The organism is Pseudonocardia kunmingensis, from assembly GCF_006716445.1.
In the GTDB taxonomy this organism is placed as follows: Bacteria; Actinomycetota; Actinomycetes; order Mycobacteriales; family Pseudonocardiaceae; genus Pseudonocardia; species Pseudonocardia kunmingensis.
Window position 1 is genome coordinate 375,411 of sequence record NZ_VFPA01000003.1, and the last position, 15,278, is coordinate 390,688.

At 73.8% G+C, this 15,278-nt stretch carries 13 protein-coding genes; 9 read left to right on the forward strand and 4 right to left on the reverse strand.

Annotated elements, in window-relative coordinates; genetic code table 11:
- Nucleotides 1-298: 298 nt before the first annotated feature.
- Nucleotides 299-1,570 carry an HNH endonuclease signature motif containing protein gene (locus FB558_RS24715; protein WP_142057318.1) on the forward strand — a complete coding sequence of 424 codons (1,272 nt, stop codon included), beginning with the start codon at nt 299-301 and terminating at the stop codon, nt 1,568-1,570.
- 60 nt (nt 1,571-1,630) lie between these two features.
- On the opposite strand, the gene FB558_RS24720 is transcribed toward FB558_RS24715, so the two are convergent.
- The gene (locus tag FB558_RS24720; protein ID WP_170231514.1) at nt 1,631-2,371 is read right to left on the reverse strand and encodes a thermonuclease family protein; all 741 of its coding nucleotides are present in this window, start codon (nt 2,369-2,371) and stop codon (nt 1,631-1,633) included.
- A gap of 161 nt (nt 2,372-2,532) precedes the next feature.
- Between FB558_RS24720 and FB558_RS24725 the strand changes: the two genes are divergently transcribed.
- Nucleotides 2,533-3,267: a hypothetical protein gene (locus tag FB558_RS24725; RefSeq protein ID WP_246106727.1), complete on the forward strand. Its 735-nt coding sequence runs from the start codon at nt 2,533-2,535 to the stop codon at nt 3,265-3,267.
- 19 nt (nt 3,268-3,286) lie between these two features.
- Here FB558_RS24725 and FB558_RS24730 read toward each other — a convergent pair whose 3' ends face one another.
- Nucleotides 3,287-4,411: an ROK family protein gene (locus tag FB558_RS24730; protein WP_142057322.1), complete on the reverse strand. Its 1,125-nt coding sequence runs from the start codon at nt 4,409-4,411 to the stop codon at nt 3,287-3,289.
- Between the two features lie 166 nt (nt 4,412-4,577).
- Between FB558_RS24730 and FB558_RS45280 the strand changes: the two genes are divergently transcribed.
- The 7 genes from FB558_RS45280 to FB558_RS24765 are packed head-to-tail and all read left to right on the forward strand — an operon-like array spanning nt 4,578 to nt 13,114.
- The gene (locus tag FB558_RS45280) at nt 4,578-6,383 is read left to right on the forward strand and encodes a peptide ABC transporter substrate-binding protein (protein WP_281288677.1); all 1,806 of its coding nucleotides are present in this window, start codon (nt 4,578-4,580) and stop codon (nt 6,381-6,383) included.
- Nucleotides 6,384-6,390: 7 nt separating this feature from the next.
- The gene (locus FB558_RS24740; protein WP_170231515.1) at nt 6,391-7,368 is read left to right on the forward strand and encodes an ABC transporter permease; all 978 of its coding nucleotides are present in this window, start codon (nt 6,391-6,393) and stop codon (nt 7,366-7,368) included.
- Nucleotides 7,365-8,240, forward strand: a complete 876-nt coding sequence (locus FB558_RS24745) for an ABC transporter permease (protein ID WP_246106728.1) — start codon at nt 7,365-7,367, stop codon at nt 8,238-8,240. Before FB558_RS24740 ends, FB558_RS24745 begins: the two co-directional genes overlap by 4 nt.
- Nucleotides 8,237-9,913, forward strand: coding sequence for a dipeptide ABC transporter ATP-binding protein (locus FB558_RS24750; protein ID WP_142057326.1), 1,677 nt, complete (start codon nt 8,237-8,239; stop codon nt 9,911-9,913). The genes FB558_RS24745 and FB558_RS24750 overlap by 4 nt, the downstream gene beginning before the upstream one ends.
- Nucleotides 9,914-9,948: 35 nt before the next feature.
- Nucleotides 9,949-11,439, forward strand: a complete 1,491-nt coding sequence (locus FB558_RS24755; protein WP_142057328.1) for a M81 family metallopeptidase — start codon at nt 9,949-9,951, stop codon at nt 11,437-11,439.
- A complete protein-coding gene (locus tag FB558_RS24760) occupies nt 11,436-12,188 on the forward strand; it encodes a copper homeostasis protein CutC (protein WP_142057330.1) in 753 nt (250 codons plus the stop codon). Before FB558_RS24755 ends, FB558_RS24760 begins: the two co-directional genes overlap by 4 nt.
- Nucleotides 12,185-13,114, forward strand: a complete 930-nt coding sequence (locus tag FB558_RS24765; protein WP_170231516.1) for an ROK family protein — start codon at nt 12,185-12,187, stop codon at nt 13,112-13,114. Before FB558_RS24760 ends, FB558_RS24765 begins: the two co-directional genes overlap by 4 nt.
- A 45-nt stretch (nt 13,115-13,159) precedes the next feature.
- Here the strand turns inward: FB558_RS24765 and FB558_RS24770 are convergent, their stop codons facing one another.
- Together FB558_RS24770 and FB558_RS24775 are read right to left on the reverse strand one after the other, a co-directional pair.
- Nucleotides 13,160-14,392 (reverse strand): hypothetical protein, encoded by a 1,233-nt coding sequence (locus FB558_RS24770; RefSeq protein ID WP_142057332.1) that lies wholly within the window; start codon nt 14,390-14,392, stop codon nt 13,160-13,162.
- Between the two features lie 198 nt (nt 14,393-14,590).
- Nucleotides 14,591-15,151, reverse strand: coding sequence for a GrpB family protein (locus FB558_RS24775; RefSeq protein ID WP_142057334.1), 561 nt, complete (start codon nt 15,149-15,151; stop codon nt 14,591-14,593).
- Nucleotides 15,152-15,278 lie beyond the last annotated feature (127 nt).

The window sequence follows — 15,278 nt, forward strand, 5'->3', positions numbered from 1 at the left end:
ACCAACCCGGCCACCCCGCGACGGGCGGGGGCAGGGGGAGCAGGCCGACTGCGCCGAGCACCGGGCCGACGCTGACGGCAGTGGCCTCGAGCCGGGAACGGCCCGCCCACAGGAGTTTTCATGACACATAGACATGAGCGGGGTTCGATCTTCCCCCAACCCCGCTCACGTCTATCTGATCATGTATCTGCCAAACGCCTCGATAAGTCCACGAGCCCGGGAGACACGTTCACTATTGCAAACACGGACCACCCGAACGCCACCTGCATTCGAAAACATGTTCGACTAAACTCAGGGTATGTCCGCAGTCGCCGCCGCACACCACCACCTCCAACAGGCGCTGGACGAATTGCGGCAGGCCGCGGAATCCGGCCTGACCTCCGACCCCGAGTTGTTGTCGGTGCTGACGGTCAGCGAAGGACTGTCACGACAGCTGGAGCACCTCACCGTCGCCACCACCGCCGCCCTGCAACGGCGCGGGACCTTCACCGAACGCGGGTATCGGGACACCACCGGGGCGTTGACCGACCTACTCGGCTGTGACCGGTTCGAGGCCCACCGCCGCGTCCTCGCCGCCGAGCAGGCGTGCGAGCAGATCGGGCTGGACGGCACCGTGCTCCCCGCCCGGCTGCCGGCCACCGCGAAGGCGTTCGCCGCCGGACAGGCCGGCCTGCGTCACGTCGAGGTCATCGCCGGACTGCTGAACACCCCGGCGGCGGGGCGGCTCACCGACGCCCAACGCGGCGGACTGGAAGAACAACTCGCCGCCCTGGCCAGCGAGTACCGGCCCACCCAACTACGCAACCTCGGCACCCAGCTGATCGAAGCCCTCGACGACGACGGACCCGAACCCGACGACACCCCACCCGCCCCGGTCAACACACTGCACCTGCGCCGCAACCGCGACGGATCCGGCGGGAAGATCACCGCCCAGATCGACGACGCCGCCATGTTCGACGCCATCGCCACCGTCATCGACGCGAAGTCGAAGCCGCTCGGCAAGGACGACCAGCGTCCCACCGCGCAACGCCAGGCCGAAGCACTCGCCGACGCCTGCGGGTACGTCCTCGCCCACGGCGAGGCCGACACCCTGCCTGAGACCGGCGGGCGCCGGCCGCAGTTGAACGTCATCATCCGACTGGAGGACCTCGAAGCCCGGGCGCGGTCGGCGATGCTGGACTTCGGCGGCACCCTCACCCCGGAGTCACTGCGGATGCTGGCCTGCGATGCCGCCGTGGTGCCGATCGTGATGAACGGCGCCGGGCAGCCCTTGGACGTCGGCCGTTCGACCCGCGTCATCCCCGACGGGTTGCGCCGGGCGGTCACCGCCCGGGACCGGGGATGCGCCCACCCGGGGTGTGATCGTCCGCCTGCTTGGTGCGAAATCCACCACATCCTCGAATGGGAACACGACGGCTGCACCGTGTTGTGCAACCTGGTGATGTTGTGCAAGGCGCACCACCGGTTGATCCACCATTCCGGGTGGACCGTCCGGATGCGGGACGGGCGACCGGAGTTCATACCACCGAAATGGATCGACTACCAACAACGACCCCGCCGAAACCCCTGACCGGATCGTCTGCGACATGGGCCGCAGGCCGCCACAGGGCGGGCTCGACGGGAAGCGCTGTCAGCACCACTCGTGCGCGCAGTACCCGCCGGTGAGCGCCCCGTCGGGCAGGTCGACGTTCGGCACGTCCACGTCCACCTCCACGCGGTCGCCGTCGTCGCCGTAGACGAGCGGCTCGCCGCAGGGAGGGGCGTACACGCCCTCCGGCCGGTACTGCGCGATGCCCTGGGCACCCGAGAGCCGCTCCTCGTAGCTGGCGTTCGCGTCGCTGCTCGCCACCGGCGTCGCCCACCCGGCGAGCACGACCGACTTGCCGAGGTCGTAGGCGTAGAGCGGCTGGTCGTCCCGGTCGGTGGTCGCCGCGTACTGGACGTAGCGCAGGAAACGGCCGTGCTGGTCGACGTCCACGCCCGGCTCGGCGTGCAGCTTCACCTCGTCACCCTCGACGAGCGAGCGCATGTGCTCGGCCGCGCCCGGGCCTGCGCAGGTGTCGGCCTCGGGAGCGTCGACACCGAGGAGTCGGACGCGGCGGCCGTCGGTGGTCTCGAGGCTGTCGCCGTCGACGACGCGCCGGACGGTGACGAGCTCGCCGCCGGGGTGGCAGGTGTCGTCGCCGTCGTAGACGATGTCGTGGGAATGGCAGGTCGCCTCGTGCAGGGTCGGCAGGGCGGCCGGCTGCGCGGCCGGCAAGGCACTGACGGTCCGGGGCTGCGTGGCCGGGTCCCCCTCGGCCTGTCCGCAGGATCCGACGATCACGACGAACCCGACGAAGCCGATCAGCAGCTTCCCACCGGTCCTCATCCGAGGCACTCCATCTCGAGATGCAGGCACGAGCATCCGAGCGGAGGCTCCGGAATCTGATCGGCGCGCGAAGCCATGATCGTTACACGTTCAACATCTCCGTAACGAGTCGTGGCGCGGGGGCGACAGTTCGCCCGACGACCGCGCAACGAGGGAGAACCGTGAACGCACCGATGCCCGATCCGCACCTCCGTCAGGCGCGGGTCTCCGCACCGGCGTCCGTCGCGCCGGCCGGGCCGCGCTCGGGCCCCGTGAGCTGGTTCCTCCGCGGCGGCTGGTACCTCTTCGTGATCGTGCTCTCCCTCGGGATGCTCAGCTTCGTCCCGTTCGTGCACGCCGCCTTGCGCACCCGCAGGCCGCTGATGTGGCTGTGGGCCACGCTCTACACCGCGGCGGTCGTCGCGCTCTTCCTCGTCACCGGCACGGTGGACGTCGGTGGCATGGCGATCGGCCTCACGATCATCGCTGCTGTGCACTCCGTCGTCCTGCGTCGACAGGTGTGGTCCTCGGCCCCCGCCCGGTCGGAGCCGGCCACCGCCGCACTCGGCCCGGCCGGCACCGATCCCGCCGTCGCCGCGGTCCTGGCCGCCCGCGCCCGGCGCGACGAGGCACGCCGCCTCGCCGCCGCCGACCCCCAGATGGCCCGGGAACTGCGCATCGGACGACCCGACCTCCCTCGCGACTACGACGACGGCGGTCTCGTGGACCTCAACAGCGCGCCTCCGCACGCGATCGCGAACACGTGCGGGACCGAGATCGGCGTGGCCGCCCGGATCGCCGACGTCCGCGCCGCCGGGGTCGTCTTCGCCACGGTCGAGGACGTCTTCTCCTTCGCCGACGTCCCGTACCCGCTCTGGGACCGCATCCGCGAGCGCGCGGTCGTCATCGCGGGCTGACCGGCGCGGATGGTGTCCGCTACGCCGCCGGCGTGCCCCGGTGGGCCGCGGCGACGGCGAGGCGCCCCATCCCGATGACGCCGGCGTCCGGCCCGGTCACGGTGGCGTCGATGACGAGGTGCCCGGTGGCGATGGGGTGCGACCCCTCGTACACGCGCCCGCGGACCGCTGCGACGAACGGCTCCACCGAGGACAGCGCGCCGCCGAGGTAGACCGCGCCGGGGTTGACGAGGTTCACCACGGTGCACAGCACGGCGCCGAGGTAGCCGCCGGCGGCGCGGACCAGCGCGGAGACCTCGGGGTCGCCGTCCTGCGCCCGGCGCACGACCTCGGCGGTGGAGCCGACCTCGATCCCGCGGGCCTGCAGCAGCCGCACGATGCCCGCGCCCGAGGACACCGTCTCGAGGCAGCCGAGGTTGCCGCACGAGCACGGGGTGGCGCTGGCGACGTCCACCCGGGTGTGGGTGATGTTGCCGGCGCCGACCGAGGAGCCGGGGTAGATCCGGCCGCCCACGACGAGGCCGCAGCCGATCGCGGTGCCCGCCTTGATGGTGACGGAGTCCCTGGCGTGGTCGGGGCGGGCGTAGTGCTCCCCGAGCGCCATCGCGTTGGCGTCGTTCTCGACCACGGCGGGCACGCCGAGCCGTTCGCCGACCATCGCGCCGACCGCGACGTCGTTCCATCCGGGCATGCGCGAGGCCTGGACGACCGCGCCCCGGTCGGAGTCGACGGGGCCGGGGAGTGAGAGCCCCGCGGCGAGGACCGTGCTGCCCCGGGTGGCCTCGCCCCATGCGGTGACGATCCGGTCGAGTGTGGCGTGCGGGCCCTCGGTGACGTCGACCTCGACCTCGACCACGTCGCGCAGGGCGCCGGTGAGGTCGACGACCGCGGTGCGCGCGTGGTGGCTGCCGACGTCCGCGACGACGACGCAGCCGCCGTCGTCGCGCAGCCGCAGGATCCGTCCCGGCCGGCCGCCGCGGGAGGGCGCGAGGTCGGCCTCGTGCAGCACACCCGAAGCCAGCAGCTGCCCCACGCGCAGCGACACGGTCGAGGGCGCCCAGCCCAGCGCCTTGCCGATCGCGGCCCGGGTGACGGCCTGACCGGTGGCGACGAGCTCGACGATGGCGGCGGTTGCCTCGGACATGGCCCCTCTTCCAAGAACGAACGAAGTTCACCGCTGTTCGTCCCCTTCGCCGGGCTCGTCCTGGCTGAATTTATCGGTCCGTAACGACGAAGGGCTGTTGAACGCGGCGCGATGCTGGTTGCATATTGCCATCTTGCAGGAACTTTTGCCAGCAATGGAGGAAGTAGTGTCCCGACCCCCACTCGCCGCGCGACTCGTGCGCGGCACCGCCTTGGCGGTCGCCGCGGCGCTCACCCTTGCTGCCTGCGGCTCCGGCGGCGACGAGAGCGGCGGCGACGGCTCCGTCGTCAACTACGCCCTCCCGGCCAACGCCACCCCGAACTGGATCCTGCCGATCGGCGTCCCGGGCACGCTGGCCACCCACAACATCTCGATCTACAAGAGCCTGTGGCCCTCGCTCGTTGCCTTCAACGGCAGCACGGGCGAGGTCGCCCTGGACGAGGCCGCCTCGGTCGCCGAGTCCATCCGGTGGTCCGGCGACGGCACGCAGGTCACCCTCGCGCTCAAGGCCATGAGCTGGAGCGACGGGCAGCCCGTCACCTCCCGCGACGTCGAGTTCTGGTTCAACCTGATCAAGGCGGGCAAGGACGGCTGGGCCTCCTACGCCGAGGGCAAGATGCCCGACAACGTCACGGCGGTCGAGACGCCGGACCCGTCGACGGTCGTGCTCACCCTCGACCAGGCCTACAACCAGCAGTGGTTCACCTCCACGCAGCTGACCCTCATCACGCCGCTGCCGCACCACGCGTGGGCGAAGACGAGCGACGACGGCGCCGTCGGCGACGGCGACCGTGACCCGGCCCAGGCACGCCAGATCTTCGACTACCTCGTCGCCGAGGCCGAGGACCTCGCCTCCTACGAGACCAACCCCCTGTGGGACGTCGTCTCCGGCCCGTTCACCGCCGCGGAGTACGCGGCGAACGGCCAGGTGAAGCTCGTGCGGAACCAGTCCTACGACGGCACCGACCCGGCCCGCGCCGACGAGGTCAACCTCCTGCCGTTCACCAGTGCCGACGCCGAGGTCAACGCGGTGCGCGCCAAGTCCGTCGACTACGGGTACATCTCGAGCTCCGCGCTCGCGCAGGAGCAGCAGTACACCGGCCTCGGCTACCGCGTCGAGCCGTGGACCGGGTGGTCGGTCACGTACATGCCCTACAACTTCCACCACCCGCAGATGGGCGCCGTCTTCTCCCAGCTCTACGTGCGCCAGGCGCTGCAGCACGCGGTCGACCAGGTCGGCATCTCCGACGTCGTGTGGCACGGCGCGGCCGACCCCGGCTACGGCCCCGTGCCGCAGGAGCCGGCGAGCGACTACCTGTCGGAGGTCCAGGCGAACAACCCCTACCCGTTCGACCTCGCGGCCGCCACGCAGCTCTTCACCGCGCACGGCTGGACGCCGGGCCCGGACGGCGTGCTGGCCTGCACGAACCCGGGCAGCGGCCCCGACCAGTGCGGCGAGGGCGTCGCGGCGGGCACCCGGATGGAGCTCACGTTCCTCGTGCAGAGCGGCTCGCAGGAGACCGACAACCAGTTCGCCGAGATCCAGTCGGCGCTGCAGCAGGTCGGGGTGGGCGTCTACCTCGAGCAGGCGCCGCTCAACCAGGTGCTCTCCCGCACCGTCCCGTGCGAGGCGGGCGACCCCGAGTGCACGTGGCAGCTGAGCTACTTCGGCACCGCGGGCAGCTGGTACTTCGGCGCCTACCCCACCGGTGAGCGCATCTTCGGCACCGGTGGCACGGCCAACTTCGGCAGCTACTCCAACCCCGAGGCCGACGCCCTGCTGTCGGCGGCCGTGCTCAGCAACGAGCAGGGGACGATGGCGCAGTACTCGGCCCTGCTCGCCCAGGACCTGCCCGTCATGTGGCTGCCCAACCCCGTCTACCAGGTCTCGGTCATCGCCGAGGGCCTGACCGGCACCACGCAGGACCCGGGCGCCAACTTCTACCCCCAGCGGTGGGGTTGGGAGAGCTGAGGACGCCATGACCACCACGACCATGAACCCCCTGCTGCGCTTCGTCCTGCGGCGCACCGGTCAGGCCGTGCTCGTCGTCCTGCTCGTGACCGTGGTGGTGTTCCTGCTCCTCCAGGCGCTGCCCGGGGGCCCCGCGCGCGGGGTCCTCGGGCAGACCGCCACCCCCGAGCAGATCGCGGCGTTCAACGCGGCCAACGGGTTCGACCAGCCCCTGCCCCAGCAGTACCTCGCGTTCCTCGGGCGCCTGCTGAGCGGGGACCTCGGCGACTCCTTCGTGATGAACCAGCCCGTGGCCGACGCGATCGCGCAGCGGCTGCCCAAGACGCTGCTGCTCACCGGGCTGTCGCTCGTCGTGGCGCTGGCGGTCGCGCTGCCGCTGGGCGTGCGGCAGGCGGCGCGACGCGGCTCGGGCTTCGACTACTCGGCCACGACGTTCGCCGTGGTGCTGTACTCCACGCCCAGCTTCTTCCTCGGGCTGATCCTCATCGTCGTGCTGTCGCAGTGGCTGGGCTGGTTCCCCGCGCTCGCCCCGCAGGGCCGCACGGTGCTCGGCGTCCTCGCCGAGCCGCGCGCGCTCGTGCTGCCGGTGCTCACGGGGGCGCTGGTCGCCGTCGCGACGTTCAGCCGGTACGCGCGCTCGTCGACCATCGACAGCCTCGCCGAGGACTACGTCCGCACCGCGCGCGCCAAGGGCACGCCCGAGGCCGCGGTGCTGCGCCGGCACGTGCTGCGCAACTCGCTCACGCCGGTCGTGGCGATGCTCGGCTACCAGATCCCGGTGATCTTCGGCGGCGCGCTCGTCGTCGAGCAGCTCTACAACTACCCGGGCATGGGGCTGCTGTTCTGGAGCTCGGCCCAGGCCGGGGACTTCCCGGTGCTGCTCGGCTGCGTCCTCGTCATCGCGATCGCCACCGTCATCGGGTCGCTGCTCGCGGACCTGCTCCAGGCCGCGATCGACCCGCGCACCCGAGGAGGCCTGCAGTGACCGCGACGCTCGACGGCGAGGTCCGTCCCGTGCCCCGCGGACGCGCGCTGCGCCGGTTCCTCGCGAACCGGATGGCCGTCGTCGGCCTCGTGGTGCTCGCCCTGCTGGTGCTGTTCAGCGTCGTCGGCCCGCTCGTGCACCCCACCGACCAGGTGCACACGAACCTCGCCGAGGCCAACCAGCCGCCGTCGGCCGCCCACCTGCTCGGCACCGACTCGGTCGGCTACGACGTGCTCGGCCGGCTCATGCAGGGCGGTCAGATCTCGCTGCTCGTCGGCCTCTCCGCGGGAGTGCTCGCCACCTTGATCGGGACTCTCTGGGGCGCGACCGCGGGCTACGTCGGCGGCTGGGTGGATGCCGTGATGATGCGCGTGGTCGACGCCGGCATCGCCATCCCCGCGATCTTCCTGCTGCTCGTCGTCTCGGCCATCACGCGGCCGACCCTGCCGCTGCTGATCCTCGTCATCGGACTGGTCTCGTGGCTGGTGCCGGCGCGGCTGGTGCGCGCCGAGTCGGTGTCGCTGAAGACGCGCGAGTACGTGCTCGCCGTCCGGGCGGGCGGGGGCACCCACCGGCGCGCGGTGCTGCGCCACATCGTCCCGAACACCATCGGCACGGTGGTCGTCAACGCCACCTTCCAGGTGGCCGACGCGATCCTGCTGGTCGCCTACATGAGCTTCCTCGGGATGGGCGTGCAGCCGCCCGCCACCGACTGGGGCGCGATGCTCAGCTCCGGGGTCGGCCTCGTCTACTCCGGCGCGTGGTGGCTGATCTTCCCGGCCGGCCTGGCCATCGTCGCCGTCGTCTGCGCCTTCAACTTCATCGGCGACGGCCTGCGGGACATGCTCGACGTGAAGGGGAAGCGCGCATGACGACCGTCTCCGCCACCGCGGACGAATCGACGGCGGCGCTCGAGGTCGACGACCTGCACGTCACCTTCACCACCGACGAGGGCGACGTGCCCGCCGTCCGCGGCGTCCGGCTCGCGGTGGCGCGCGGCCGCGTCCTCGCGCTCGTCGGGGAGTCCGGCTCCGGCAAGAGCGTCACCGCGATGTCGGTGCTCGGGCTGCTGCCGCGCAACGCCCGGACCAGCGGCCGGGTCAGCGTCGGCGGCACGGACGTCGTCGGCCTCACCGGGGAGGACCTGCGCCGGGTCCGCGGCGCCCGCGTCGGCATGGTGTTCCAGGAACCGGCCACGGCGCTCAACCCGAGCATGACCGTCGGCGCGCAGGTGGCCGAGGCGCTGCGCAACCACGGCACGGCCAAGGACGTGGCCGCGGCACGCGCCGTCGAGCTGCTCACCGAGGTGGGCATCCCGGACGCCGCCGCCCGCGCCGGCCGCTACCCGCACGAGTTCTCCGGCGGGCAGCGCCAGCGCGTCGTCATCGCGATCGCGATCGCCTGCGAACCCGAGGTGATCATCGCCGACGAGCCGACCACCGCGCTCGACGTCACGGTGCAGGCCGAGATCCTCGACCTCCTGCGCCGCCTGGTGCAGGAGCGCGGCGCCGCGCTGTTCCTCATCACCCACAACATGGGCGTGGTCGCCGACATCGCCGACGACGTCGCCGTCATGTACCAGGGGCGGGTGGTCGAGCAGGGGCCGGTGCAGCAGGTCCTCACCGCGCCGTCCGACGACTACACCGCCCGGCTGCTCGCCGCCGTGCCCGAGCTGCCCCGGCTCGCTGACGAGCCCGCGGCGGCCGACGAGGTCGCCCCCGCGGACGGGGACGCCCTGCGCCTCGAGGGCGTGTGCGTCGACTACGGCCGCGGGCGCCGCGCGTTCCGCGCCGTCACGGACGTCGACCTGGTCGTCGGCGCCCGGGAGATCGTCGGGGTTGTGGGCGAGTCCGGTTCGGGCAAGTCGACGCTGGCGCGGGCCGCCGTCGGGCTCGTGCCGATCGCGGCGGGCTCCGCGTCGGTGCTGGGATCCGCGCTGACGGGCCACGGTCGCCGCGCTCGTCTGCTCCGGGCGCGGATCGGGATCGTGTTCCAGGACCCGGCAGGCTCCCTGGACCCGCGCATGACCGTCGGCGAGTCGGTGGCCGAGCCGTTCCGGATGCACCCGGACGCCGCGGGCCGCCCGAACCGGGCCGAGCGCCGCACGCGCGTCACCGCGCTGCTGGACGCCGTGCGGCTGCCCGGCGGCACCCTCGACCGCTACCCCCACGAGCTGTCCGGCGGGCAGCGCCAGCGCGTCGCACTGGCGCGGGCGCTCGCCCTGCGCCCTGGCCTGCTCATCGCCGACGAGCCGACCAGCGCGCTGGACGTCTCCGTCCAGCAGCAGGTCCTCGACGTGCTGCGCGAGGTGCACACCGAGTTCGGCTTCGGCTGCCTGTTCATCAGCCACGACCTCGCGGTCGTGCACGAGATCGCCGACCGCGTGGCCGTGATGCGCGGCGGGGTGATCGTCGAGCACGGGTCCGCCGACCGCGTGCTCGGCGCCCCGCGCGAGCCCTACTCGCGCGCCCTCGTGGCCGCCGCACCCTCTCTGGACCCCGTCGAGCAGCGCCGCCGACGCGAACTGCGCCTCACCGCGCTGTGACCTGCTGACGACCTGCTCGACCACCCGCAAGGAGCATGACCCTGAGCACGCCACGCACGCCCCGCATCGCCATCGCCGGCATGGCGATCGAGTCGTCGGCCTACGCCGCCCACCGCGCAGGCCACCGGGACTTCCACCGCCTCACCGGCGACGCGCTCGTCGCCCGCTACCCGTTCCTCGCGCCCGGTTCCCCGCTGCGCGACGCCGCTGACTGGCGGGGCGTGTTCTACGCCCGCTCCATCCCCGGCGGCGCCGTCGAGACCCAGGTCTACGAGGACTACCGCGAGCGGATCGTCGCCGGCCTCGCCGCGCTGCACGCGCAGGTGCGCCTCGACGCGGTCTACCTCGACGTGCACGGCGCGATGAGCGTGGTCGGGATGGGCGACGCCGAGGGCGACCTCGTCACGGCCGTGCGGGCCGTCATCGGGCCCGACGTCCTCGTCGGCGCGACGATGGACCTGCACGGCAACATCTCGCCGCGGTTCTTCGAGCTGGTCGACCTGCCCACCTGCTACCGGCTCGCCCCGCACGAGGATGCCTGGGAGACCCGCGAGCGCGCGGCCCGCAACCTCGTGGCCCAGGTGCGCGAGGGTGTCCGGCCGGTCCGCGCATGGGTGAAGGTGCCGATCCTGCTGCCGGGGGAGAAGACCTCGACCCGCGTCGAGCCCGCCCGCAGCCTGTACGCCTCGCTCGCCGACGTCGAGCGGCGCGACGGCGTCCTCGACGCCTCCATCTGGATCGGCTACGCGTGGGCCGACGAGCCGCGCTGCCACGCGAGCGTGGTCGTCACCGGCTCCGACGCCGACGTGGTGGCGGCCGAGGCGGAGGGGATCGCCCGCCACCTGTGGTCGGTGCGCGCGGACTTCGCGTTCGTCGGCCCGCCCGGCACCCTGGCCGACGGCGTCGCGAAGGCGCTGGCCGCCACCGAGACGCCGTACCTGATCAGCGACTCGGGCGACAACCCCGGCGCGGGCGGCAGCGGCGACGTCACCTGGACGCTCACCCGGCTGCTCGCCATGCCGGAGCTCACCGGGGCGGACGCGCCGCTGGTGTACGTCGCCTCGATCTTCGACGCCGGCGCCGTCGAGGAGCTCGCCGCCCACGCGGTCGGCGACGAGGTCTCCGTCGAGGCCGGTGCCCGCGTGGACAGCCGCGTGAGCGGCCCCGTCCGCATCACCGGCACCCTCGCCTCCCTGACCGAGGGCGACCCGCACGCCGGGCGGATCGCCGTGATCGCCGTCGGCGGGCTGCGCGTGATCGTCACCGAGTTCCGCAAGGCGTTCCACGCCGTCGAGGACTTCCGCGCGCTCGGACTGGAGCCGACCACGGCGCAGGCGATCGTCACGAAGATCGGCTACCTCGAACCCACGCTGTACGACATCGCGCGCGGCTGGACGCTCGCGCTGACGCCGGGGCCGGTGGACCAGGACCTCGAACGCCTCGGCCACTCCCGCATCGCGCGGCCGATGTTCCCCTTCGACACCTTCGACGCCGACCCGGCCCTTCTCGCGACGGTGAAGGCATGACTCTCGCCCTGGAGCTCGCGGTCCAGGACGTCCGGGGGATCCGGGTCGCGGCCCGGGTGCGGCCCGAGCGGATCGAGCTGTGCACCGCGCTGGCCCTGGGCGGGCTGACCCCGCCGGTGGGTCTCGTCGACGCCGCGGTGGCCGCCCGGGACGCGGGCGGCCCCGGCGTGCACGTCCTCGTCCGGCCCCGCACCGGCGGGTTCACCTACGACCAGGACGAGCTGGCGGTGCTGCTGGCCGACTGCCGGACCGTCGCCGAGCGCGGCGCGGACGGGATCGTCGTCGGCGCGACCACGACCGACGCGGACGGCACGCCCGTGCTCGACCTCGACGTCATCGCGCGCGCCGCCGACGCCGCCGGGGGGGGCCTCGACGTCACCGTGCACCGGGTCGTGGACACGCTGCCCGACCCGGTCGCCGCCGTCGACGCCCTCGTCGGCACCGGTGTGCGCCGCGTCCTCACCTCCGGCGGCGCGGCCGCGGCGCCCGACGGCGTGCCCGTCCTGCGCTCCATGGTCGCCGCCGCCGCGGGCCGGCTCGAGGTGATGGCCGGCAGCGGTGTGACGCCGGAGTCGGTGCCGACGCTCGCCGCCACCGGCGTCGACGCCGTGCACGGCTCCGCGAGCCGCGTGCACGCCGCCGAGCCCGGCGTGCACCTCGGGTCCTCGCCGGAGGCCGGGCGGTTCGCGAGCACCGACCCCGAGCTCGCCCGCCGGCTGCTGGCCGCGGTGCGCGAGGTTCGATCGTGACCGAGCACGTAGTGGGGATCGACTACGGCGGCACCTCGACGAAGCTGCTGCTCGCGGCGGCAGGCGTGCGGGAGGCCGTCCCCATGGCGCAGGCCGTCGTCCCCACGCCGCGCGGTGGGGATGCGCTCGAGGAGCTCGCCACGCACGTCGAGGCGTTCGTCGCCGGCCGGCCCGTGCGCGGGGCGGCCGTGACCGTGGCCGGCATCGTGGACGACCGCGGCGTCGTCCTGACCTCCAGCAACCTGCCCTGGCTGGCGGGCGTCGCGATCGGCGACGTGCTGCGCACCCGGCTCGGCTTCGCCGTCGTACCGGTGCACGACGGCCGCGCGGCCGCCCGCGCCGAGGCCGTGCTCGGGGCCGGGCGCGGCCACGAGGACACCTACGTCGTCGCGCTCGGCACCGGCGTGGGCAGCGCGCACGTCGTCCGCGGGGTGGTGGAGCCCGGCGCGCACAACGCGGCCGGCGAGATCGGGCACATCAGCCAGGACGAGCAGGGCCGGCCGTGCTCGTGCGGGCAGCGCGGCTGCCTGGAGACGTTCATCGGGGGCGCGCACCTGGCGCGGCGGTGGCGCGAGGTCGTCGCGGCATCGGGCTCGGCGTCACCCGGGGAACTCGACGCGCTCACCGCGCAGGACCTCGTGGCCGCCGCCAGGGCCGGCCACCCCGCGGCCACGGCGATCCTCGCCGAGGCCACGACCGCGCTGGCCCGCGGACTGCTCGGCATGCTCGCGACCGTCGACCCCGGGCGCGTGGTCGTCGGGGGCGGGCTGGGACAGGCGCCCGACGTCATCCTGGAGCCCGCCGTCGCACGGCTGCGGGCACGCGCGACGTTCCACCAGGTGCCGCCGATCGTCCCCGCGACGCTCGGCCCCTGGGCCGGGGCGTGGGGCGCGGCGCTCACGGCCGACGAGGTGGGATCCGCATGACGAACGGCACCTTCGTCGGCTAGGGGCCGACGAGAGTGCCGCTCGTCAGGTGGGGAGCCGGAGCGCGCTCGCGTCGGCCCGCCACAGTTCGAGCTCCTCCTGGTTCGCACCCGCGAGCAGGAAGAGCGATCCGCCGGCCTCGACGGCGGAGACCGCCGTCCCGGTCGGGCCCTCGGCCGGGCGCTGCGTGCTGCCGGCCTCGTCCAGGCGCAGGATCGTGATCCGCGCGCCGTCCGGCACGACCTGGACGAGCGGGCCCGCGGGGTTCAGCGGCGCCGGGAGCGGGCCGCGCGCCCCCACCGGCACCGGCGGCACGTCCGCCACCCGGCTCCACCGGTCCCCGGTGAGGCGCCACAGGGCGAGGACGCCGTCGACGCGCCCGCTCACGGCACAGGTCGACTCCACGCAGCGGACGGCCGTGGCGGCGCCGGACGTGCCGGCGTCGGGCAGCGGGGTCCGGGTCCACGGCTCCTGCCCGGACGCCGAACGCCACGCCACGGGTGCGGAGCCGCCCGTTCCGGCGGCCAGCTGCCAGCCGACGACGAGCAGCCCCTGCTGCAGCGCGGCGACGTCGAGCGGGAAGCCGAGCGCGTCGCGGGTGCTGGCCAGGGGCGTGCCGGTGGAGTCGCGCCGGACCCACGTCGCGCCGTCGGCGCTCCACAACGCGACGTCGAGCCCCGCGTCCGCGCTCTGCCACGACCCGACCACCACCGGCCCACCGGCGGTGAGGACGGAGTCGACCAGACCGCCGGCTCCCCACCCGCCGAAGGTGCTGAACGCCTGCCCCTGCTCCTGCACCGCGGTGCCGGACCCGGTCCACACGCTCCACCGCACGTTGCCGTGCGCACCTCCCCGGTCGCCGCCGATCCCCACGACCTGCCGACCGTCGTAGTCCAGCGAGTACCAGGACGCGGTGGCGCCGTACCCGCTGGTCGGCGTGACGGTCAGCGCGGTGGACGCACCGTCCGGACCGATCCGCACGATCCCGGGCCGGGGCTCCGGCCCGCCGTGCCGCACCCCGACCAGCAGGTCGTCACCGGCGGCGGCCAGCACCTGCGGCACCGCGCCACCCGGGAGGTCGACCCGCGCGAACCGGACGGGACCCGGCTCGGCGGGAGGCGCGCACGCGATCGGAGCGAGCAGGACCAGTGCCGCGAGGAGGCTCCACGGGAGTCGGGACCGGCCGTGCCGTCGCGCGAGAAGCCGTCGCCGCCCGTCCGCGGTGGCCGGTGGGCCGTCGCCGAGGTCGTCGGCAGCCGGTCCGCTGGTCCTCACCACGAGATCAGGGTGCCGGATGGACCACCCGCCGTCGACGCCCGCGTCAGCGGACCTGCACGACGAGCCTGCCGCGGACCCCGGCGGCTCGTCGCCCACCTGCTACAGGCGTTCCGAGCCGAGACGCCCGGCCCGCCTGCCCCGGCCCGTCCGCATCCCGCTCGACGCCGCCCTCCGCTGACCGCCGGACGCTGCGGGTGATCAGCCGACCCGCGGGCTCCAGCCGACCGCCTGCGCCCACTCCTCGGCCCGGACGGTGATCTCCGCGATGAGGCCGCCCTTCGCCTCCGCGTAGGCGTTCATGTCCGCCCAGTCCCGCTCGGCGAGCTCGCGCTTGAGCGCGGCGTAGGCGGCGCGGTCCGCGGCGTCGCGGCGGAGCCAGTCCCGGAAGAGCAGGTGCCTGCGCTCCCAGTCACTCCCCTCGCCGCAGACGTGGACGTGCACGTCGAGGGCGGCGCTGCGGACCATGCGGTGGCCGGGCTGGCGGACCCGCAGGTGGTAGCCCGCCCGCTCCAGAGCGGGCAGGTACGAGGGCTCGTCGCCCGGGTCCGGGACGCTGAGGTCGATGTCGATGATCGGTTTGGCCGCGAGACCGGGCACGGCGGTCGAGCCGATGTGGTCCACCCGGCGCGCTGTGGCCCCCAGCGCCTGCACGATCCGCGCGCGCTCGGCGGCGAACCTCGTCGGCCAGGCCGGGTCGTGGGCGACGATCCGGATCGCGCGCTTCTCCGGTCCGCCGATCAACTCGGTCTCCTCGGGCATGGGGCAAGGGTGCGGCACCCGCCGTCGTCCGGGTGACCGACCCGCCCGGCGGAACGGGCGCCCCGTCCCGCATCGGCCCTGCCAGCGCGTCCGCGCACGTCAGGGCGGGTGGCGTAACTCTGGCGTA